Annotated in this window: 21 protein-coding genes, 2 tRNA genes and 1 pseudogene; 8 read left to right on the forward strand and 16 right to left on the reverse strand. The window is 53.6% G+C overall.

The window, feature by feature from the left end; genetic code table 11:
* Positions 1-171: 171 nt before the first annotated feature.
* The gene (locus CLOEV_RS07570; RefSeq protein ID WP_034442901.1) at positions 172-528 is read left to right on the forward strand and encodes a diacylglycerol kinase; all 357 of its coding nucleotides are present in this window, start codon (positions 172-174) and stop codon (positions 526-528) included.
* A gap of 6 nt (positions 529-534) precedes the next feature.
* On the opposite strand, the gene CLOEV_RS07575 is transcribed toward CLOEV_RS07570, so the two are convergent.
* Both CLOEV_RS07575 and prfB read right to left on the reverse strand, forming a co-directional pair.
* Complete coding sequence (locus CLOEV_RS07575; RefSeq protein WP_034442904.1) at positions 535-2691, reverse strand: SpoIVB peptidase S55 domain-containing protein; 2157 nt, start codon at positions 2689-2691, stop codon at positions 535-537.
* A 17-nt stretch (positions 2692-2708) separates the two neighbouring features.
* Positions 2709-3813, reverse strand: a protein-coding gene (prfB, locus tag CLOEV_RS07580; protein WP_156938379.1) for a peptide chain release factor 2 whose coding sequence is annotated in 2 segments (ribosomal slippage) — positions 2709-3740 and positions 3742-3813 — 1104 coding nt in all. Because the reading frame shifts where the segments join, the coding sequence is not laid out codon by codon here.
* A gap of 99 nt (positions 3814-3912) precedes the next feature.
* Here prfB and CLOEV_RS07585 point away from each other — a divergent pair.
* Together CLOEV_RS07585 and selD are read left to right on the forward strand one after the other, a co-directional pair.
* Positions 3913-4941, forward strand: a complete 1029-nt coding sequence (locus CLOEV_RS07585) for a biotin--[acetyl-CoA-carboxylase] ligase (protein WP_034442911.1) — start codon at positions 3913-3915, stop codon at positions 4939-4941.
* Entirely contained in the window at positions 4938-5969 is a 1032-nt protein-coding gene (gene selD, locus CLOEV_RS07590) for a selenide, water dikinase SelD (RefSeq protein ID WP_084482232.1), read from the forward strand. The genes CLOEV_RS07585 and selD overlap by 4 nt, the downstream gene beginning before the upstream one ends.
* A 78-nt stretch (positions 5970-6047) precedes the next feature.
* Here the strand turns inward: selD and CLOEV_RS07595 are convergent, their stop codons facing one another.
* A complete protein-coding gene (locus tag CLOEV_RS07595; protein WP_008711790.1) occupies positions 6048-6251 on the reverse strand; it encodes a hypothetical protein in 204 nt (67 codons plus the stop codon).
* Between the two features lie 203 nt (positions 6252-6454).
* Here CLOEV_RS07595 and CLOEV_RS07600 point away from each other — a divergent pair, with 203 nt between their 5' ends.
* Complete coding sequence (locus CLOEV_RS07600; protein WP_008711792.1) at positions 6455-6928, forward strand: Lrp/AsnC family transcriptional regulator; 474 nt, start codon at positions 6455-6457, stop codon at positions 6926-6928.
* 90 nt (positions 6929-7018) lie between these two features.
* Here CLOEV_RS07600 and CLOEV_RS07605 read toward each other — a convergent pair whose 3' ends face one another.
* From CLOEV_RS07605 to CLOEV_RS07650, 10 genes are all read right to left on the reverse strand, one after another.
* The gene (locus tag CLOEV_RS07605) at positions 7019-8146 is read right to left on the reverse strand and encodes an LptF/LptG family permease (protein ID WP_008711794.1); all 1128 of its coding nucleotides are present in this window, start codon (positions 8144-8146) and stop codon (positions 7019-7021) included.
* On the reverse strand, positions 8143-8619 hold the full coding sequence (locus CLOEV_RS07610; RefSeq protein ID WP_008711797.1) for a KdsC family phosphatase: 477 nt from the start codon (positions 8617-8619) through the stop codon (positions 8143-8145). Before CLOEV_RS07610 ends, CLOEV_RS07605 begins: the two co-directional genes overlap by 4 nt.
* Positions 8612-9433 carry an acyl-ACP--UDP-N-acetylglucosamine O-acyltransferase gene (lpxA, locus tag CLOEV_RS07615; protein ID WP_008711799.1) on the reverse strand — a complete coding sequence of 274 codons (822 nt, stop codon included), beginning with the start codon at positions 9431-9433 and terminating at the stop codon, positions 8612-8614. The genes CLOEV_RS07610 and lpxA overlap by 8 nt, the downstream gene beginning before the upstream one ends.
* Positions 9434-9438: 5 nt before the next feature.
* Complete coding sequence (gene fabZ / locus CLOEV_RS07620) at positions 9439-9906, reverse strand: 3-hydroxyacyl-ACP dehydratase FabZ (protein ID WP_008711801.1); 468 nt, start codon at positions 9904-9906, stop codon at positions 9439-9441.
* 47 nt (positions 9907-9953) lie between these two features.
* Positions 9954-10784 carry a UDP-3-O-acyl-N-acetylglucosamine deacetylase gene (gene lpxC / locus CLOEV_RS07625; protein ID WP_169732207.1) on the reverse strand — a complete coding sequence of 277 codons (831 nt, stop codon included), beginning with the start codon at positions 10782-10784 and terminating at the stop codon, positions 9954-9956.
* Positions 10759-11805, reverse strand: a complete 1047-nt coding sequence (gene lpxD / locus CLOEV_RS07630; RefSeq protein WP_034442925.1) for a UDP-3-O-(3-hydroxymyristoyl)glucosamine N-acyltransferase — start codon at positions 11803-11805, stop codon at positions 10759-10761. The genes lpxC and lpxD overlap by 26 nt, the downstream gene beginning before the upstream one ends.
* 20 nt (positions 11806-11825) lie before the next feature.
* Positions 11826-13019, reverse strand: a complete 1194-nt coding sequence (locus CLOEV_RS07635; RefSeq protein WP_156938380.1) for a hypothetical protein — start codon at positions 13017-13019, stop codon at positions 11826-11828.
* A gap of 61 nt (positions 13020-13080) precedes the next feature.
* On the reverse strand, positions 13081-15003 hold the full coding sequence (locus tag CLOEV_RS07640) for a BamA/OMP85 family outer membrane protein (protein WP_008711809.1): 1923 nt from the start codon (positions 15001-15003) through the stop codon (positions 13081-13083).
* A 32-nt stretch (positions 15004-15035) separates the two neighbouring features.
* The gene (locus CLOEV_RS07645) at positions 15036-15650 is read right to left on the reverse strand and encodes a hypothetical protein (protein ID WP_008711810.1); all 615 of its coding nucleotides are present in this window, start codon (positions 15648-15650) and stop codon (positions 15036-15038) included.
* A 44-nt stretch (positions 15651-15694) separates the two neighbouring features.
* A complete protein-coding gene (locus CLOEV_RS07650) occupies positions 15695-16300 on the reverse strand; it encodes a sigma-70 family RNA polymerase sigma factor (RefSeq protein ID WP_008711811.1) in 606 nt (201 codons plus the stop codon).
* Positions 16301-16533: 233 nt separating this feature from the next.
* Here CLOEV_RS07650 and CLOEV_RS07655 point away from each other — a divergent pair, with 233 nt between their 5' ends.
* The 4 genes and pseudogenes from CLOEV_RS07655 to tnpC all read left to right on the forward strand — a co-directional run bounded on the left by CLOEV_RS07655 (position 16534) and on the right by tnpC (position 20404).
* On the forward strand, positions 16534-17805 hold the full coding sequence (locus CLOEV_RS07655; RefSeq protein WP_218915509.1) for an IS1634 family transposase: 1272 nt from the start codon (positions 16534-16536) through the stop codon (positions 17803-17805).
* Positions 17792-18289 (forward strand): IS1634 family transposase, encoded by a 498-nt coding sequence (locus tag CLOEV_RS17185; protein WP_218915510.1) that lies wholly within the window; start codon positions 17792-17794, stop codon positions 18287-18289. The genes CLOEV_RS07655 and CLOEV_RS17185 overlap by 14 nt, the downstream gene beginning before the upstream one ends.
* 97 nt (positions 18290-18386) lie before the next feature.
* A complete protein-coding gene (tnpB, locus tag CLOEV_RS07660) occupies positions 18387-18773 on the forward strand; it encodes an IS66 family insertion sequence element accessory protein TnpB (protein ID WP_034442931.1) in 387 nt (128 codons plus the stop codon).
* A gap of 13 nt (positions 18774-18786) precedes the next feature.
* Positions 18787-20404 (forward strand): annotated as a pseudogene (gene tnpC, locus CLOEV_RS07665) (IS66 family transposase).
* Positions 20405-20685: 281 nt separating this feature from the next.
* Here tnpC and CLOEV_RS07670 read toward each other — a convergent pair.
* The 3 genes from CLOEV_RS07670 to CLOEV_RS07680 form a co-directional block, all read right to left on the reverse strand.
* Complete coding sequence (locus CLOEV_RS07670) at positions 20686-21390, reverse strand: histidine phosphatase family protein (RefSeq protein ID WP_051484965.1); 705 nt, start codon at positions 21388-21390, stop codon at positions 20686-20688.
* Between the two features lie 81 nt (positions 21391-21471).
* Positions 21472-21547, reverse strand: a tRNA-Thr gene (locus CLOEV_RS07675).
* Between the two features lie 6 nt (positions 21548-21553).
* A tRNA-Gly gene (locus tag CLOEV_RS07680) sits at positions 21554-21629 on the reverse strand.
* Between the last annotated feature and the right edge of the window lie 56 nt (positions 21630-21685).

The raw sequence follows: 21685 nt of genomic DNA on the forward strand, positions 1-21685 counted from the left end.
GCAACTTGTGTATTATAGCAGAAAAGCGGAATTTGGCACAACGCGCGCCGCGCCGGGCGCATAAGCCTTCAGCCGGCCGGGAGTGACGGGCAGGCGATAAAAAATGCCAAAGAAGGGCACTTCTGGGATATAATTATGGGCAAATCAATATTTCAGATTGGGTGACTTAGCGTGGAACAGTGGAAGAACAAAGGACTTTTTGCAAAAACTCTCTATTCGCTGAACGGCCTCCGCACAGCATTCGTGACGGAGAAGGCCATCCGCCACGAGACTTTAGGCGTGGCCGCGGCAGTCACGCTCGCGCTCTTCATGGGGCGCGGCTGGGAAGATATTTTCTGCGTCCTCCTGGCCTCACTGTTCCCCATGACGGTAGAACTGATAAACACGGCGGTCGAAAGGATCATCGATACGCACTTCGGCCCCGCTTTCAGGGAAGAGGTGCGTATACAGAAGGATACTCTTTCGGCCGCCGTGTTTTTGAGCCTTATTATCGGCTACGGCCTCTGTATAAAAATTATTTTCTTTTGATCCGTTCTAGCGGCGGCCGGGGATAAGGATCGAGAAGCCATCCTCTTCGTCGCCGTCGCCTTCACCCTCCGGAGGCAATACCTCCGCATCTTCGTCGTCGTCAGCCGCGTCGCTTTCCTCCGACTTGGAGGCGATGATCTCCGCCAATTCGTCGTCGCTGATGATCTCCGGCGAGAGGCCGCTCTTTATTTTGATAAACTTGCGCAGCACGCCCTCGATGTAGTAGTTGGTATCGGCGATCACCATCGCGCCCTCTTTTATGCGCTCGGCTTTGATCTCGCTGACAAAGCGGTCCTCGAGAAGGTCTCCGGGGGTAAACGACTCTTTATCTCCCTTTTTGGGAGGCCGCGCGCCGCGCCCGGGAGCGGGTTTTTTCTCCTCTGTTTTATCTCCCTTGACGCCCGTGGCCTCGCTGATCTTTTCCTTGTCTTTATCGGTCGTCGTCTTGGCTTTTTTCTTTTTCAGCGCGTCCTTCTCCGGGCCGCTGAGTTCCACTATTATCTGGTTGTTGGTCTCTTTTGTCTTCAGCTCGGCAAGCAATTCGCTGAAGGTAGTTATCGCGCGCGTTCCCGTCAGCAGCGGCTCCTGCGACGGTTCTTCGATGCCGCCGCCGCGCGCCGTTACCTCGCAGAAGGAGACGGCGTTCTCCGGAACGGTCAGCTCAAAACTCTTTACCAGCGGGGCCTTTCTCCACGGACGGAAGGTGACGTCGACCTTCAGCTTATCCCCGGGTTTGTAGAAATCTTTCTCATCGGCGATCTCGATCTTTTCGATAAATACTACCCGCGGCGTCTTTGTCACCTCTACGTCGACCTGTACGCCGTAAGGGCTGATTTCGCGGAAGGGGTTCAGCGACATCGCCTTGCCCATCGCCTCGATCTCCTTCTGGAGAGATTTGACGACGTCCTTTTCGGAGTAGAATATGTTGCGGCGCGTCCACGCCGGCGAGAGGTTGCCGCCGGAGACCGAATAGGATACGAGCGCCGTGCCGGAGCCGCGCTGAGCCCAAAGGCTGTCGATCACCCCCAAGATGCCGGTCGTGCCGACCTCAGGTCCGACGTAGGGATCGGATACGGTCTGAAAACGCTTTGTTTCGCTCTCTTTGGTCTCGATGTTGCGGAAGTTCACCGTATAGCTGGAGGCGGCGGCGAGCTGTCCGAGGCGTCCGCCGATCGCCTCCGGGCGGTCCTGCGTCACGAGCCCGGTTATTTTATTGAGATAGCCGAGCTTGAAGGAGCTTTCCAGGCCGGGGATTATTTTGATGATGCTGGCGTCCATCATCGCGTAGGAGACGCTGCCGCGGTTGAACATCGGGTGGGCGAAGGCGACGAAGCGTCCGTCTTTTGAAACGGCGGTCAATGTTCCGATGCCTCCGGCCACGAAATCGCCCCAGGCAAGCGCGGCTCCCATCGCCGCGCCGGGCTTCGGTTCCCACTTCAGGTTGACGGGGCTGCCTCCCGCGGCGGATGATCCCAGCGGGATGACGCGAAGGCCGAGCTTTTCTTCAAGGCGTTTCGCGTAGCGGTCGCTGATCCCGTCCACCGTCAGCGGCATCATCTTTTTTTCAAGTTTTTCCCCCGACACTATTATCTGTGAATTGTCGGCAGAAAGCGCCTCCGCGCCGCCGGGAACCGGGGCCTGGTCAGGCGAAACGGCCTTATCGTCGGATGCGGGCTCGGTCTTTTTATCGGCGCTTGCCGGCTGCTCCGCCGCCACCTCCGGAATATCGAACCATGGCAGTTTTTCCGGCCAATCCATGGCCTTCGTCATCTCCTCTATCGGAGTTACGAGGCCGAGGTTGTTATCGGCGAAGGACCATCCATAACCGATCGCACCGATGAGCTTCCCGTCGACATAGACGGGAGAGCCGCTCATGCCGGAGGCGATCCCGCCGTTTTCGCGCACATATTTATCTTCCACCCGAATAAGGATCAGGTTTTTAGGGTTCGTCTTCCGCGGAACTATCCCCAACACCGTGACCTTGAAGGGCGTTATCGCTGTGCCGGAGAGCACCGTTCTCGCGTAGCCGGTCATCCCGGGCTTTATCCGCGAAAGAGGCATCACCGGATCGGCTGGCACAAACCTGTCGGCAGCCCCCGCCGCGCCGGTGATAATGGCGGCTGCGGCGGCGGCCAACGCAATAATTGTCGTGATTTTTTTCATTTTATCCTCCGCTTACGCTATTTATCATTCTTAAGGAATCTCAGATAGGACATGATCAGCTCGTCAAGCGATCCGTCGAGCACCGCCTGGACGTTTCCGATCTCACAGCCGGAGCGATGGTCTTTCACAAGCTGAAAAGGCTGCAGCGTGTACGATCGTATCTGGCTGCCCCAGGCAATGCTCCGTTTTTCGCCCTGGATGCTGTCAAGCTGCTCCTGCCGTTCGCGCAGTGTGCGCTCGAACAGTTTTGAACGCAGCACCTGCATGGCGGTCGCCCTGTTCATGTGCTGAGAGCGCTCTGTCTGACAGCTGACGATGATGCCAGAGGGGACGTGCGTAATGCGCACCGCGGAGTCGGTCATATTGACATACTGACCACCGGCGCCGCTGGAGCGGAAGGTGTCCATCTTCAGGTCTTCGGGACGGATCTCGATCTCAACGCTTTCCGGCAGGACCGGCATTACCTCTACGGAGGCAAAGCTTGTATGGCGGCGTTTTGCCGAATCGAACGGCGATATGCGCACCAGGCGATGAACGCCCTGTTCCCCCTTGAGGTAGCCGTAGGCGTAATCTCCGGATATCGATATGGTCACGCTCTTTATACCGGCCTCCTGATCGCGCAGTTCGTCTATCAGCTTCACCGTATAGCGGTGATCCTCGGCCCAACGCATATACATACGATAGAGCATCTGCGCCCAGTCCTGCGAATCAAGTCCCCCGGCGCCCGCGTGCACGGTCATGATGGCGTCGCCGGCATCATACTCTCCGTCCAGCAGCACCAGTATCTGATATTCTTCTATGGTCCGCGCAAGCTCCTCAGAGCGCGAGTAGAATTCTTTCTCAAGCTCCCGGTCGTCCGCCTCGGCCAATATCTCGGCTATCGCCTCGATCTCCTCAAACTCGCCCCTCATCTGCGCGACCTTGTCAAGGCGCGTCTGACAGCGTGAAAATTCCCGCGATACCTCCTGGGCTTCGGGCGACCCCCAGAAATCCTCTTTTTCCGTTACCTCATGCAGTTCTTTTAGTTTTGCCTCGATGGAAGGCAGGTCAAAGACTTTCACGCAGTTCATCAAACGATGAACGCAGGTCCGTCATGACGGTCGATATGGGAAGTACTACCATCAATAACCCCTCCTGAAAATACGAATCAACTTTTATTATAACCGCAAAAGGACAAAATCGTATATAATTTTGGAGAAGTCGACCAAGGGAAGTGGCAAAATGATAAAACCAAACGAAGAGGCCAACAGCCGCGCGCAGGTGTTTGAGACGCTGATGGAGAACCCGGGCGCGATAGTATCCAGCTCGCTGTTGACGCAGAGGCTCTCCTCCTCACGTCAGGCTGTATTCAAGGCCGTCTGCTCCCTCAAGGACGAGGGCGTCCCCATTGAATCGATACCACAAAAGGGCTACCGTCTGGAAAGCATCGACGAACTTCAGAAGCTGAGCCCTACGATGATTGAGTTTTTCCTCCGAGATAATCCTCTTTTCAACAGGTGTATCTATATGCGAGAAACGGACTCCACCCAAAAGGTGATAAAGAAGCTCGCGATGCAGGAGGCCGAAGCCGGTATCGTGGCGCTGACTGAACGCCAGAGCGAAGGCCGGGGCCGGCGCGGAAGAAGCTGGCAGAGCCCCGACGAGAAAAATCTGATGTTCTCCATGCTCCTGCGGCCGACGCTGAAACCGGGCGAGGTACAACTGCTTAATTTAGCCGCCGGTCTTGCCGTCAAAGAGACGCTCGGCGAGCTCTGCGGCATCTCCTCGGAGCTGAAATGGCCCAACGACATCCTCTGCCGCGGCAAAAAGCTTTGCGGCATTTTAAGCGAGGCCGCGGGCGAGCCGGACCGGATATATTACGCCGTCACCGGCATCGGCATCAACGTCAACATGGGGCCTCCTGATATTCCCGAAGAGATAGCCGGCGTCGCCACTTCCGTCCTTATCGAAGGCGGCCGGCGGTTCGCAAGGTGGAAATTGCTGGTGGATTTTCTGGCCCGCTTCGCGGCGCTGATGGAACTGCTCTCCTCCCGCGGAGGCGCGGTGAAGCTGCTCTCGCTTTACAGGCGCGGCTGTGATACGATAGGAAGAGAGATCCGTGTCGTGCAGGACGAGGAAATCTTCAACGGCAGGGCGACCGGCATCACGCCGGAGGGAGCTCTCGTCGTGCATACAAGTGACGGAGAAAAAATATTTGCCGCGGCGGATGTACATCATCTGCGCATGGCGGAGGGAGTGAACGGCGGATGAGGCTTACGGAACGCGCCCGCACAAGCGGCTGAGCAGCAAAGATAGCTCCGGCGGAGCTTGACAGGATATTAAAAGACCTTCCGGTCTTCCGTTCCGATGATCTGCTCGCCTCATGGAATCACGGAGAGGATGCGGCGCTCTGGAAGATAACGGACGAGCGGATCGGGATATTGACGATCGACTTCATTACGCCTGTGGTAGACGATCCTAAAAAATTCGGCGAAATCGCGGCGGCGAATTCGCTCAGCGACGTATACGCGATGGGCGGCAGGCCGATAATAGCGCTCAACGTGGTCTGTTTCCCTACCTCCTGCGAGCCGATCTCCGTGCTTCAGGAGATCCTTGAGGGCGGCGCCCGGAAGGTAATAGAGGCGCGGACCATGCTGGCCGGAGGCCACAGCGTGCAGGACGAGGAGCCGAAGTACGGGCTCGTCGTCTTTGGCGAGGTAGAAAGCGACGAAATGTGGACCGTCGGCAGCGCGAAGGAGGGCGATTCGCTCATCCTCACAAAACCGATCGGCACGGGAATCGCCGTGACGGCGATCAAGGCGGGGCTGTTTTCGCCCGAAAATATCGAGGCGGCGGAATTGAATATGGCCAAGCTCAACGCGGTGCCGCCGCTGCTGCCCAAAAAGCTGCGCAGGGCAGTGACGTCCTGTACGGACCTGACGGGTTTCGGGCTGGCGAGTCACGCGCTGGACCTCGCCTCCGAGGGGACGTCGCTTACGATAGACTGCGCCAAGATCCCGCTGCTCCCCGGGATATCCGAAATGGCGGAGATGGGACTGATACCGGCGGGAGCCTATGAAAACAGGAAGTATGCCGGCGCGCGCGTGATAAATAATTCCCCGCTGGGGCGCTTCGCCGAGGACATAGCCTTTGATCCGCAGACCTCAGGCGGTCTGCTGATTACGGCAGACAGGCGCAGCGCCGCTGAAATTCTTGAGATCGTGCGCGGTAACGGCTTTGAGAGGGCGGAAATAATCGGAAGTTTCCACGCTGGTGACGAAAGACTGACCTTGATTTAGGGAACGCTTTAAAATATAAAGGGCGGCTCCGGTGGTGCATACCGGACCGCCCTTCATATTTGCGCCGAGCTCATGACGTTATGCGAGGAAATACAGAGCCGTCGTCACGATAAGCGCCGCGCATACAAGGCCTAAGAGCATTGAATTGTTGATCGCTCCCGCCTTCTTTTTGTCCTCTTCGCTGAACTGCGAATATCCCTGGAAGGTCGAAAGGCTCTCGCGGCCGTCTGTGTCGACCCATTTGTCGGTAAAACGGATTGGATCTTTAAGCGTTAATTTCATATCAAATTCCTCCTTAATTTATTTTTTTATCTTTGTTCGTTCCTTCTTTACGGTATTATTATCTCATTTTTTGAAATTTCTTCCATACGATCTCAAAACCACTTATCTCTTTCCGCTATTGAAACAAAAATTTTTTGCCCGTTAAGCTTCTGTTTTTGTTATAATGATGAGAATATTTTTAACGCATCATTGGAGAATGAAAAATGGAAGACAAGGCGATCTGCCTAGACACAACGGATTGGAAAATACTGGAGGCGCTTCAGAAGAACGCGCGCTCGACATTCACTGAGATAGGGCAGAGCGTAGGGCTTACCGCGCCGGCGGTGCGCGAACGTATCCGCCGGATGGAGAGCGACGAGCTTATAACCGGATACCGTCCGGTCATAAACTATGCGGTCCTCGGACGCCCGATCCGGGCGCTCATCGCGCTGAAGTTCAAAAGCGGGTCGCGCGCTGCGGACGGGACGACGCTCGCGCATTCCGAGTTGTTCAATGGTTTGGCGGGCGTGGTAAGATGGTGGTTCGTCACCGGCGACACGGAATGTGTGCTCGAGGCGGCCGCCCCCTCTATGAAGCAGCTCGATGCGACGCTTGAAACGCTGAACCGGTGGGGCTTTCTTACGGTAACATACATGATACTGGACGACAGCGGCGAGGTGAACTGCCGCAGGCTCTGAGCCTCAGCAAAAAACAGAACGAAAACAGGGACGCCCTCCGCATAACAAGAAGGGCGTCCCTTTCGCATTATCTTTCTTTATATATTTCCTTTACCCGAGCCGGTTGGCACGCGAACAGAGCCAGATCGAAATGACGAGGAATACCGCATTGGCCGTCCAGGCGGCCGCGAGGGGAGGCAGCGTTCCGCTCTCTCCGAGAGCCCTGCTGAATGACATTATCACGTAATAGACAAAGATGATAATGACGCTGTAGCCGAGCCCGACGCCGGAACTTGAACGCTGGGGCCGGCTGCCGAGCGCTGCGCCGAGCATCGCGAATATAAGGCAGGCCCAGGGAACGGCTATCCTCAACTGCAGTGCCATCCATAGATCACCGGTCCCCTCGCCCATTTTTTCTTTGAGCTTTACGGCGGTGACCAGTTCCGGGATCGTCATTTCATCGGGAGAGGCCGATTTCGCGGATATTTCATTCGGGCCGAGATTGAGAGTGAGCGCCTGACGGTCAAATTTAAAGAGCAGTCCTACTTCCTTGGTCTCTTTATTTATCTCATATACGGCGCCGTCTTCAAGCCACCAGCTGCCGTCTGTCCACTTGCCGCTCTGCGCCGATATTATCCGCGCCAAACGCCCCTCCTCAAATTCCTCCACCGTCACATCTTTCATATCCTTGGTGGCGTTGTCCATCTGATCGATGTAGATCACGCGCTTTATTACTCCGCCGCTTTCCTCTTTGAGAAATACCTTTTGCGTGAAGATAGGAGCCGATTCCCGCAGCACCTCATATTTCATCACATTAGCCGCGGCGCGCTCGCTCAGCGGCACGAGGCTTTCGTTGATGAAAAACGCGCATATCGAAACAAAGAAGGCCGCGATGACCACCGGGCGCACGATGCGCTGGAATGAAAGTCCGGCTGACTTCAGCGCCACCAATTCGGAATTTGCCGAGAGTTTGCCGAATCCAAGCAGCGCCGCAAGGAGGCAGCTCATCGGAATGGTGAATACGACGAGCCTGGGCATGTAATACAGGAAAAGCCTGATAACTATCCCGATGGAGACGCCCTTTTGGATTATGAGATCCGCCATCTGGAAGAGGAGCCCGCCGGCCACGAGGATTATAGTAAAGGCCACAAGGCCAAAGAAAAACGGCCCTTTGAGTTCCCCTAATATAAAGCGGTCCAGCGCCCTCATTCTAAAGGAAAATTTATCTGCGTTTTTCAACGGTCTTCACCATTGTTCAACTTTATTATATGGTCCGCACATTCACGCACCGCGCCCTTTCCTCCCTGCCGTTCCGTAACGTAGTCCGCACAGGCGGCCGCCGACGGATGGGCGTTTGCCACCGCAATGCCAAGACCGGACCATTTGATGCACTCGATATCGGGAACGTCGTCCCCCGCATAGGCCGTCTCGGCGGCGGTTATCCCCCAGCCGGAGGCGATAGCTTTAAGATCACGGAGCTTGTCGTCGGTGCCGTTGATGCAGCGCGTTATCTTGAGATTGTCGGCGCGCTGCTGCGTCGGAGCGGAATGCCGGCCGCTGATGAAGACCACCTTGACGCCGCTTTTAAGAAGCCGGACTATCCCCTGCCCGTCCTGAACGTCGAATCGTTTCAGCTCGTTTCCCGAGCCGTCCATATAGATGCCGCCGTCGGTCAATGTGCCGTCGACGTCCATTGCGAATAATTTAATCAATTTTATCCTCTGTCTTATGATGCCAGTCCTGCGTCATGCGCGGAGTAAAGCCCCTTGTGCTTTCCGCCGCGAAGTCAAGGATCATCTTTGCCTCAGGATCATCGGGATAACGTTCCCTCACCTGGCTCAGCCCGTCTCTGATGGTGAGCCCCGAGTTATATATCAGCTTGTACATCTCGCGTATCTTCCTGCGCGTCTGCACATCTATATTACGGCGGCGCAGGCCGACCTTGTTTATATCATAGACGCGCATCGGTATTCCGGCGGCGAGGCAGTAAGGAGGCACATCCTGAGTTATGCGCGAGAGTCCCCCCACCATGCAGTATGAGCCGATATGCGTAAACTGATGAAACCCGGTCATTCCCCCAATGACTACGTAATCGCCGACATGCACATGTCCGGACAGTCCCGCTTTGTTCGCTACCGTACACTCTTTGCCGATATGTACGTTGTGGGCGAAGTGCACGCCCTCCATAACGAAGCAGCCGTCTCCGACCGTCGTCGATTCCCCCTCGCCGACGGCGCGGTTGATGGTGACATATTCGCGGCAGACTACTCTGTCTCCGATGATGGCCCAGGTTTCCTCGCCTTTGTAGCTGAGGTCCTGCGGCACGCCGCCGATGACGGCGTGCTCATGAATGACGCAGTCCGAGCCCAGCCTTGTGTAGTCACATACCCGCGAAAAAGCTTTAAGCACCGTTCCATGACCGATCTTCGTCTTTGAATCGACTATACAATAGGGTCCGATGTTTACATTGTCGCCCAGTTCCGCCTCTTTTGCCACGATAGCTGTCGGATGTATTTGAACGCTCATATTATTTATTCCGCCTCAAGCGTCAGGCCTGAGGCGATGACAAACCCCATTTCGGCTTCGGCAACGATCTCATCGTCGACTTTTGCGACGAATTCAAATTTGCCCATGTTTCCGCGGCGGCGCTTCAGCCTGGCGGTGGTGCGAAGCTGATCGCCAGGCTTCACCGGCTTGCGGAACTTCGCGTTGTCTATCGAGGTGAGATAGACAAGCTTTCTATCCCCGTTCTGGAATTCGGGCTGTAATTTAAGGAGCATCGCCCCCACCTGCCCCATCGCTTCCAGGATAAGAACGCCGGGCATCACCGGCTCGTCCGGAAAGTGCCCCTGGAAGAACGGCTCGTTGAAAGTGACGTTTTTATAACCTGTGACCTCTTTAAGCTCGTCAGTGTCTATGATTTCTTCTACCCTGTCCACAAGCAGAAATGGATAACGGTGCGGAAGAAGCTCCATTATCTGGTTGATGCGTACCTGCATTGACTTTTCCCCCTTATTTATATCTCTTAAAACTTATCAGTACAGCTTTATGAAAACAGCGCCCTTATGCGGCGCGCGAGCTTTCCATGGATGCTGTGGCCGGCCGCGACCGCCACGTAATGCGCTGCCGGTATCTCCCCGGCCAAAGTCAGATCCCCCAGCAGATCGATGACCTTATGTGTTACGCACTCCAGCGGGAAACGCAGCCGTTGGCTGCCGACCGGCCCGTTCTCATCAAAAATCAGAGCGTTATCCAGCGTTCCGCCTTTTGCCAGCCCATTCTGTTTCAAATAATCCAGCTCGGAGGTAAGCCCAAACGTCCGGGCCTTAGAAATTATATTATAAAAAGTCTCGCTTGTGATATCATATTTGACCTTTTGGAGGCCGATCGGGGTTCCGGAGTAATCAATTATGTAAGTGACCGTCAGCCTGTCGCAGGGAGCGGCCGCGATAAGCCGGCTGCCGCCGTTCTCTTCCAGAAATATCGGCGCGGAGATGGCCCGTCCTTTAAGTATTCCATCCATCTCTGTGAAGCCGCAGTCTTTTATCGCCTCCGCAAAGGGGAAGGCGCTTCCGTCCAGGATCGGGACCTCGCTGCCTGAAAGTTCAAGTTCAACGGCATTAAGTCCCATACCCGCTATCGCCGCCAGCAAATGTTCCGCCGTCCTCACGACGGCACCGTTGGGAAGAGAGAAACCGGTCAGCCTGCTGTCCTCCTCCACCACCGCCTCTGTCACCGGCGACAGCCCGTTTTCATTGCGGAAGTGGATGCCGGGACTTTCGCAGGGACGCATCCACAGGGTGGACTCTTCACCTGAATGCAATCCCGTCCCGCTTATTTTTATTTCGTTCTTAAGCGTCTTCATGCGTTTTCTCAAGGCGTTCGACCTTTTTGGCAAGTTCTCTGACATGGCGCATGAATTCCGGCAGTTGTCTGACGGCGGCCTGCTGGCGAAGCTCTTTTTTGTGGTCTTGCGCGGGAAAGCCGGAAACTACGGAGCCAGCGGGGATGTCCGAAGCGACGCCGGCGCGCCCTCCGACCGTGCAGCCGTCGCCGATCGCGGCGTGGTTGGAAGCGCCGGACTGCGCCGCCATGATGACTCCCCTGCCGATCTTTGTGCTCCCCGCTATCCCGGACTGCGCGACAACTATCGTATAGCCGCCTATCTCACAGTTATGGCCTATCTTCACGTGGCTGTCGATCTTCGTTGACGGGCCGATGTATGTCTCCCCAAAGGTAGCGCGGTCTATTGCCGAGCAGGCCCCCACCTCCACGCCGTCGTCAAGGCGGACGATGCCTATTTGCGGTATCTTCACCATTCCGGCCTTCGGGTCGGGAACGAATCCGAATCCCTCGCAGCCGATGACGGCGTTGGCGTGCAGCACACACCCGCTGCCGATCTTAGTATGGTGGTATATCACCGTGCCAGGCTCGATGAGGCAGCCGCCGCCGATCTCAGAACATTCGTCGATGACGACGTTCTCCATTATCACCGTACCGTCGCCGATATTTACGCCGTCGCGTATCACCGTCCCCGCGCCTACCGAAACGTTGTTTCCCAGCCGCGCGGTGGGGGCGATGACCGCCAGTTCCGATACTTTCGTTCCGCGCGCCGGCGTCTCGTCAAAATATTGCAGCAGGGCGATCAGCGCCACACGGGGATCGTCAACCTCCACGCCGCGGCAGCCCTCCGCGATCCATCCCTTTTTTGTAAACAGGACGGTCCCCTCTTTCACAAGAGGGATAAATTTTTTCTCCCAGAGCGGAGATATACTGTTTTCTCCCGCCTTCTCAGGCGCGCATATCGAGGTTATCCTGATTTCAGGATCGCCCTTTACCTCACCATGCGTCATCTCCGCGATCCGGCCAAGCGTAATGCTCTTTGTTATCGTACTCAATCCTCTCTATAGAATGCTTCTTATAGGTTGCCAAGCATCTTAAGGCTCCAGCGATCATTATCGCGGGCATCATATTCAACTTCAAAAGAAATATTCTCCGTGGCCCTCCAGCCGATGGCGCCGTTGAACTTGCCGTCTTCGTTGAATCTCAGCCAGAGATACGGCTTGTGCAGCTGCGGGTCCATGGAGAGCTTTACCCACCACATATCATCCGAGGTATCCCATTCGCCGCCGATCCAAAGGTCCCGTATAGAACGCCAGCGCAGTCCGAAGCGGCCGTTGATGTTCCATTCCTGCAGTCCCAGTATTCCCTCCGCATAAGCCTCCATGTCGACCGTGGGAAAGAGTTCGACTTTACGTCCCAGGTGCACTCCCAGCTCCGCCGACTTATCCGAGGTGCCGGCATATATGGCGGCCCAAGCGCCTATGGTGTAATATCGGCTCTCCACCCTGACGTTCAGCTGCGATATCTGCGCAGGTTGAAAATCCGCTTGGGCCTCCGAAGCGGAACGTTCCGTTATGCGGCGTTCGTTTATATAATCCTCGGCCCAGCGTTTCATGTCGGCTGAATGTTTCGAGGCCCAGACAACAGGGATCCCAATAAAGGGAGCAGACTCTCCCATCAGCCCTTCGCGCAGTTCTCCGTGAAGAAGCGTCGGCAGGGAGTTGGAAACCAACTTTGGATTGACCGCCAATATCATCGGCATCTGCGGCGCGAAGGTTATCGTCAGGACCGTCCGGTCGTCCTTTGCCGCCAGCAGCAGCGAGGGAGCCCAGCCCGGAAGCTTTTCGCCGGCAAGCTTCTCGATCTCTTCCTGCAGCGCCTTATCCGACCAGCTCAAGGATTCGAGCGGGACGCCCTGAAGCAGCAGCAGAGTCTCCTCTCTCAGATGACTTACATCGCTGTTGAACCACTCAAGGGGCGGGTCCTGAAGCTGAGGTGTCCTGACTTCCACGCTCCAGGGGGCGCTGCCGCCCTCTGAGACAAATTTTACGATGATATTGTCGTCTCCCCGCAGGGAGGCCTCTATCAGATAGCCGGAGAACAGCCTTGAGGCTACGGTTTTCAAAATCTCCGCCTGATAATCCGGCCTCTGCCCGGACGGCATGCCGGCATAGACGGCATTCAGGCTTTGCGCGGCAAGGGAAGCCTGCCAGCCGGGCAGCCCATCGACAGTGACGCCGGCCGTCGCCTCTGTCGTATTAAAAAACACAATAAAAGTCGCGGCAATAAAAATTGCCGCAACTATTTTTTTACATTCTTTTGCTCTCTTCCTAGAATAGCTCTCCGAAGCCAAAATGGAACCTGCCTTCATCTCCGGTAGCGTAATCAAGGCGCAGATTGCCGAGAGGTGTGTTCAGACGGATGCCGACGCCGGGAGAAGATCCCCAACTGTCATCACCGTATATTACGTCGCTTCCGTTCCTCGTTCTGCCGGAATCCCAAGCGCGGCCGACATCGTAGAATATGACGAAGCTCATCATCTTCTGCATTGGTATGCGAAGCTCAAAGTTGCCCAGGACCATGTTGCGTCCGCGGTAATAATCGTCATCGTACCCGCGCAGCGTCGTATCTCCGCCGACGGTGTACATTTCGTCGTACGGCACGTCGCCCGTCGAAGAACCGGCGATCAGCCGCGCCGCAAAGAGCACAGGCTTATCCTCGTAACCGTTGAGGAAGGAGGTCTCGAAGAGGTCCTTGAGGAAATTGCCCACCGGGAAGTAGAACTTGCTCTCCAGCCAGTACTTCATATAGTTGTAGTCGGTATCTTCGACGGTGGCCTTGCCGAACTGGAAGCTGAGGCTTTCAACGTCTCCGCGGGTGTAAGGCGCATATTCGTCGATATTGAACCGGCGGAAGGAGAGCGTCGCCGAATAATAGGTACCTTCGCCAAGTTCTTCCTCTCTGATCCTTTTCAGCTCTTCCGCCCGCTTCGCGTCGTCGGGGTAGTCTTCCCTAAAGCCGTCGCGCTCCCTGATGTTGTCGTTTTTGGTGTTGTGCCAGTCAAGCAGCATGTACCAGTTATACTTCGATTCGTCACGGAACTTCTTGCCGAAGCCGATAAAAGCTCCGTACTTGTCCCTGTCATATTCCAGGTATTGCTTGTCGTTTTGGTAGTAGTAGACGTCGTCCCAGGCGCGCTTGTACCCGCCTATCTTCCAGGCCATGACCTTGCCGCTCATGTAAGGCTGTTCGAACGAGAGCCAGAATTCCTCCCTGTCCCCCAGCTCAAAGCCGACGCTGAGTTTCAGTCCCGCGCCGCCGATGTTGAAATTCTCATAGCTCATACCGCCGCCAAAACCGCTCTGCGTTCCGTAGGCGATGTTGAAACCGAGTTTGCCGGTACGCGCTTCTTCCACGGTAAGGACTATTATCACGTCGTCCGGGTTCTCCCCCGGCTCGAAGTTCACGTTGACGTCGCTGAAATATCCCAGCCCCTGCAGACGGTTCAGCGTCAGGCGGAGTTTGTTGGCATTGAACAGCTCGCCGACCTTTATCTTCAGGTAACGCTCGATGATCCTCTTCTTGGTGATCTTGTTTCCCTGAATCACTATCTCGGATATCTTTGGCTCGATGATTTCTACGGTAATGACGTCGCCGTCTATCTTCACGTCTTTTACATTCGCCATGACATATCCGTCTTCCTGATACTTTTCTTTTATTCTCTGCAGGTCGTTGCGGAAGAAGGTCCTGTTAAAAATCATCCCGGGCTGCGTAAAAATAGCGCTTTTCAGTTTATCCTCAGAATAGACTGTGTTGCCGATAAATTTGATTTCCCCGACCTTAGGGTTTTCCTGCACAAGGAAAGTCACCTTAACGCCGTCTCCCTCGTCGGTGACCTTGTAGTCCGTAGCGTTGAAGAAGCCCAGTTCAAAGATAGCCTCTGCATCTTTGCGCAGCTTCTCCTCGTCCACATGCTGCCCTACTTTAGAGGTAACGACACTCATTATGTGATCGCGGTTGATCTCGCTGTTGCCTTGCAGATCCATGCTTACGATGATCGGCCCCGTAAGGTCGGCCTCTTCCGGAGAGGGGGGCTGCCCCTGCGTTTTATCCGGTGAAACCGCCTCCGTCTGCGCAGAAGGAAGACTTTCCGACGCGGTATTCAGCACGCTTTCTTCAGCTGATAACGCGGAGGTTGCCGCGAAGGCAACGATTACCAATCCCAGAGCAAGATACTTCGCTCGTTTTAACACACACACCACTCCTCAAATACAAGGGCTAAAAATCAATTGACGATTTTGATCGCAGGTTCGCCGCCCCTCAAACTCTTCTCGCCTATCTGGATGAGAGTAAGGAGATCCTCGGCCTTTATCTTATTTTCGGCCCTCTGTTTGACAGTGGGACGTTCCGCAAAAGTTTGCGCAGCCGGCTTTTCCACAACTTTAGCCGTGAAACTGCTTTTTGACCCGGGGGATTTATTCTCAGCCGTCTTTATGGCGATGTTGCTTTCATTGAGGTTTTTTCTGAGAAGCTGAAGAAGCTCCTTCTCCTCTGTTGTGACGAAGGCGAATTCCTCGAAACGGTTTTCCGCTCCGGTGGAGAGCGCGGCGACACGCTGCGGATTCCCGCTCTCTACAGCTATAGGGAATGTCGAAAGGCATATTATAACTATCGCGATGCCAAGAGATTTTGCGCCAAGAAAAGCACGGGCCCCGAACCGGAAACATACCGGCCGCGCCGCCGTCTCATTTTCGGCCTGGTCCCACAGCTCTTCCCGCACCTGCTCAAGTTCGGCGGAGAGGCAATCTGCCTCGGCGACCGCGGATTTCCATTTGTGATTTTCACAGGCGGCCGTCAAACGGTCAAGCCAACGCTGCAGTCTTGCTGTCTTCTGTTTCATCGGTCTTCATCCTCATAAAATCAAGATAATATAATTATCCCGATCTATATCCCCGATGTGGCCTCAGATTCTTTTATTCCAAGCCACGATTTTAGCTTTGCGAGTGCCTTTCTTCTTATACGGTAGACATGGCTGATGTCGATGTTTTTCTCACTGGCCACCTCGCGGGCAACGCGTCCCTCCATAATAAGGGCGTTGATAATGTCGGACTCCCTTTCTGAAAGCTGAGAAAGCGCGTTCTCCAAATCTATAGACCATTCGCTGCGGCTCGATTCGTTATAGAGCAGCGAACTTTCCGCGCCCTCGTCTACGAGCACCGCCTCGTCGACCGGCAGCGGAGCCTTGGCCTCCACGCGCTGGAGGAAATTGATCATCCTGCCGCGGATTTTATAATAGGCAAAGGTGGAGAAACGGATGTTCCTCTCTACGTCAAAGGAGTCTACGGCGTTTATCAGCGCAAGCATCCCCTCCTGAATGAGATCCTGGTACGTGCTGTAGGGGACCTTTAATTTTTTTGCGAGCCAATAGACCATCGGACGATTGGCAAGGATCAACTCTTCCCTTGCCTCTTCGTTTCCGGCCGCACAATCTCTCCATAACTGGGAATCGTCCTGCCGCTGACCGATATTGTATTCCTCATCTTTACTCATCTCATCACACCCTTTTCTCTGAGACAAGGTAACTAACTTTAGACATTTTACCACATTATATGTAAAATGACTCTATATTATCGGCATTGAAATTATCGGGTCTTTGACACTTTTCATCTAAAAAACACTTAAAAAAGTCGGTAATAGGCTTATTTTTTTGTCAAATCTTCTTATGTGGATATTGCGTATTGTGTCGTATTGTGTTATAATAAGCGCATATGGAGGCGATTTATATGAGGCTCATGAAGTCTGTTTCTACAAACGCCGTCTCTCTCTATGTTATCAAATCTACTAACGTCAACGGCAGACGTTCTACTAAGATCGTTGAGAAACTCGGCACTTATGCGCAGCTCAAGGAAAAGCTCGGCGGCGAGGATCCAGAGGAATGGGCCATACGCTATATTGAAGAGCTGAACAAAAAGGAAAAAGAGGGCGCAGAGCCGGATGTTATCGTGAAGTATTCTCCTGCCAGGCTCATAGAGAAAGGGGAACGCCGTTCTTTCAACGGCGGATATCTCTTTTTACAGTGGATATATTATGCCCTGGGGTTGGATAGGATCTGCCAAAAGGTGGCAGACAAGCATGCGTTCTGTTTTAATTTGAATTCTATTTTATCGCGTCTGGTCTACAGCCGCATTATTTTCCCCGCTTCAAAGTTTGCCACGCTGCGTTTGTCGGAGACGTTCCTTGAAGCTCCCGACTTTGCGCTGCATCACCTTTACAGGGCTCTTTCTGTTCTGGCCGCGGAGTGCGACTATATCCAGTCTGCGCTGTATAAGGCAAGCGGCAGGCTGTTTGCCCGCAGTACGGGGGTGGTGTATTACGACTGCACTAATTACTATTTTGAGATAGAGCAGGAGGATGAGGAAAGGCGTTACGGCTGCAGCAAGGAGCACAGGCCGAATCCTATTGTGCAGATGGGGCTTTTTATGGATTACGAAGGTATTCCGCTTGCTTTCTGCATCAACCCGGGCAATACGAACGAGCAGGTTACTTTGCAGCCGCTTGAGCAGAAGCTGATGGATGATTTCAAGCTTTCTAAATTTGTGGTCTGCACGGACGCTGGGCTTGCTTCAGACGCCAACAGGAAGTTCAACGACGGCGTGGACAAAGCTTTTATTACGACTCAGTCTATAAAGAAACTAAAGAAGTATCTGCGGGAGTGGGCTCTGGATACGTCCGGCTGGAGGATGAAGGGCTCTGATAAAAATAAGACTTATGACTTGTCTGTCGTTGAGAAGGAGGCGGAAAATGACGAGAAAGCGGCGGAGTCGTACGGGGATAAAATATTCTATAAAGAACGCGGAATGAAGGAAAACAAGCTGGAACAAAATCTTATCGTCACTTATTCTCTAAAGTACAGGGAGTATCAACGAAAAGTACGCGGGCGGCAGATAGAGCGCGCCGAGAAAACGATCAAATCCGACCCGGGAAAGCTTGATAAGATCAACGCCAACGATTACAGACGTTTCATAAAGCGCGAGATGGTGGATGAGAAGGGGTAATGAAACGCAGGCAAAAGAACGTTTCTCCATAGACAGCGCGCAGATAGAGAAAGAGTCGGCTTATGACGGTTTCTACGCCGTGTGCACCAACCTTGGCGACGACGCGGAGACAGTGGCGGGCATATCGCACGGACGTTGGGAGATCGAAGAGTGCTTCCGTATAATGAAGAGCGAATTTAAAGCGCGGCCGGTGTTTCTTCGCCGCGAGGAACGGATAAAAGCGCACTTCCTTACTTGTTTTATTTCACTGCTCATATACAGGCTGCTTGAAAAAAAGCTGAACTATAAATATACCAGCACGGAAATAATCCAAGAACTGCGCGACATGAACTTTCGCGAGGAAAAAGGCAATGGGTTTGTCCCTTCTTACACAAGGACAGATCTAACAGACGCCCTGCATGAAGAGTTTGGCTTCAGAACGGACTATCAGATTGTAAGCCAAAAGAAAATCAAAGAAATCTTCAAACAGACGAAATCCTGCTAGACATTACGTAAGCGTCAAATGTCCAGTACCTATACCGCCCCCACCCACGAGCATTAAACTCTTCCCCGTAATCCATTAACCAGGGAGGAGTTTTGTTATGTTGGAGTGTTCCGGCAAGAAGATATATCTGGTCTGCGGCGCCACTGATATGCGTAAGGGGTTGGATGGCCTGGCTGCTATCGCAAATCTGAGATTTGCCTGTGTTTCTTTTGGATCCGCCATGTTTATTTTCTGCAACAAGAGCCGCAATCGCGTGAAGATAATCGAATGGGATGGGGACGGTTTTTGGCTTTATCAAAAGCGTCTTGAGCGTGGTACGTTCCCGTGGCCCCCGGATGGGTATGGGAAGAGGATAAGTGTCACCGGCGAGGAGTTTTCCTGTCTGTTTGCCGGAACGAAGCTGAGGCGTAAGCTCAGCATGAGTGAAGTGTTTCCCGCAGCGTCGGTCCAGGATAATAGTCGGAATTGCAAGTCCTTGATATGACTGGATTTATGCTATGTCATCATTTATAATTGCAGGTATGGAAAATCTTGTTCGGTCCCTTGAAGCGTTACGCAATAAGTATCACGATTTGGAGGAAGAACACCGCGATCTTCAGAAGAAGAACGAGGAGCTTGCGTCATTGGTCAAGTGGTATGAGGAGCGTTTTCGTCTGAGCCAGCACCGGCAGTATGGTCAGTCCAGCGAGAAGTCAGAGGGTCAAGGGCTCCAGCTTCTTTTGTTTGACGAGGCGGAGAATACGTCTGAGCCCAAGCGTGCGGAGCCGGAAGTTGAAGAGATAACGTACAGGAGACGCAAAAGGGAGAGTTCGTCAGTATCCCGTGATAATTTTGACGAGCTTCCGGTTGAGCGTGTTGAATGTACTCTTCCGGAAGAGGAACGTATCTGTCCCCGAATGCGGCGGTCCGATGCATGTGATGAACTGCAATACAAGGAGGGAGCTTGTAGTAGTCCCCGCCAAAGTATTTATCCGCGAGTACGCCCGCGACATCTATTCCTGCCGTCGCTGCGAGAGGGAAAACACCAAAGTCGGGATCGTCAAGGCCCCGATCCCGGAGCCCGTGATAAAGGGAAGCGCGGCCTCCGCCTCAGCTATTGCGAACATTATGATACAGAAATACGCGATGGGAGTCCCCCTCTACCGTCAGGAATCCTCATGGCTCAACGAAGGGCTCTCTCTGAGCCGTCAGACCATGTCAAACTGGCTCATAAAAAGCGCCTCCGACTGGCTGCTTCCGTTATACGAAGAAATGCGAACAAAGATGCTGAAAGAGGACATCCTCCACGCGGACGAAACGACAGTGCAAGTCCTGAAAGAACCCGGCAGAGCCTCAAGGACAAACTCCTACATGTGGCTCTACCGTACAGGTAAAGAGGCGAGCGTCCCGATCGTACTCTTTGAATATCAGGAGACCAGGTCAAGTGTCCATCCTAAAAAATTCCTCAGCGGCTTTAAAGGCTGCCTCCACACGGACGGCTACTCCGGCTATGGCAAACTCGACAGCGCCATACGCCGATGCGGCTGCTGGGCGCACGCCAGAAGAAAGTTCCACGAAGGAACTATCTCCATACCTGCCGTAGAAAGAAAAAACTCTCTCTCGCAGACCGGACTTGAATACTGCGACAAACTCTTTGCACTTGAAAGAGAATACGAAAAACTCACCCCCGAAGAACGACATGCGAAACGCCTTCAAAAAAGCAAACCGATAACGGACGCCTTCTTCGCGTGGGCCGCATCCGCCCGCGCACTGCCGCAATCCACCCTGGGAAAAGCGCTGCACTACGCACTTGAACAGAGGATATTCCTTGAGACCTTCTACATGGACGGCAGAATAGAAATCTCCAACAACCGTGCTGAACGCAGCATAAAACCATTCGTCATAGGAAGAAAAAACTGGCTCTTCTGCTGCTCCTCTAAAGGGGCAAAAAGCAGCTCGGTGATCTACTCGATAATAGAGACCGCCAAAGAAAACAACTTAAAACTCTTTGAATACCTGAACCATATACTTGAGACCATGCCCAACATAAAGCCGGAACAATACCATACGCTGCTGCCATGGAGCGACAAACTGCCGGAAACCTGCCGTCTGAAAAAGAGTACTGACAGATCGTAAAACAACAAACAGATACGGCAGAATTTACATGAGCTTACCCCTATCTGACACATACTCTGTCGCAGGTTACATATCGCAGCTTTCACATACCTCCATACCTCCACTACAAAATGATGATAACAGGCTTCCTGCTTTGAGGGGAGGTACTGACTGTTTGACGCTTACGACATTACTCACTTTTCGGCAAAAAGTAAAGAGCTCTTTAATCCAGTTATACCATGGGTTAAGAGCTCTTTTTATTGTTGAAAAGTGTCAAAGACGGGATTATATGTAAAATGACTCTATATTATCGGCATTGAAATTATCTCGCCGCCGCAGTCCCTTAAATGTAAAGTGTCGTTGAGATATGACAGAATATACCTGTTTCCCGCCTCCACGCTGAACGCGGAGATTGAACAATTATCTATACGCGTCTTCCAGAATATATTTGAGCGCGGCAGCTCCAGCATCGGCAAAAATAACGCGCGCAGCATCGCCCCGTGCCCGACAACGACTATATTATCCTCCGGGCGGGTAAGAAGCATCTTCGCAACCTTAGATGACCTCGCGTACAGCCGCTCCATCTTTTCTCCTCCAGGCGCGTCGACATGCAGCTGATTCCGGCGCCATTTATAAAAAAGTTCTTCGCCGAAACGATTCTTTATCTCATTTACGGTGAGGCCCTCCCACTCGCCGAAGTTTACCTCTTCCAGGAGATCCAGCTTTTCTACATTTATCCCGGCGTGGTGACACGCGATCTTCTCCGCCGTTTCGTAGGCGCGTGAAAGCGGACTGCTGATTATCGCCTCTATCTTCGCCTTGGCAAAGCGCAGCCCCGTCCTGCGCGCCTGTTCACGCCCCTCTTCGCATAGAGGGATATCGGTAACTCCCTGATAACGAAACTGATTGTTCCATTCCGTCTTTCCGTGACGCACAAAAAAAATTTTTTTGCCCGTGATCGGCGCGCTGAGTCCGGGGGCCTCGTTTACCTCATTTTTATTATTCAAATCATGCCCTCCCTCTATCTTTACAACCATCTAAAAAAAGAAAAGGGCTTAGGAGATTCTCCTAAGCCCTCGACACTTCAGTGGAGCCAACTTCCGGACTCGAACCGGAGACCTGCGCATTACGAGTGCGCTGCTCTACCAACTGAGCTAAGTTGGCGAAACCTGGAGCGGACAACGGGATTCGAACCCGCGACCCTTAGCTTGGGAAGCTAATGCTCTACCAGCTGAGCTATATCCGCGCAATCAACGGGAGATATAATAGCATAACTTCCGGAACTCTGCCAGTCCCTTTTAG

The sequence above is a fragment of the Cloacibacillus evryensis DSM 19522 genome (genome assembly GCF_000585335.1).
Taxonomy (GTDB): Bacteria; Synergistota; Synergistia; order Synergistales; family Synergistaceae; genus Cloacibacillus; species Cloacibacillus evryensis.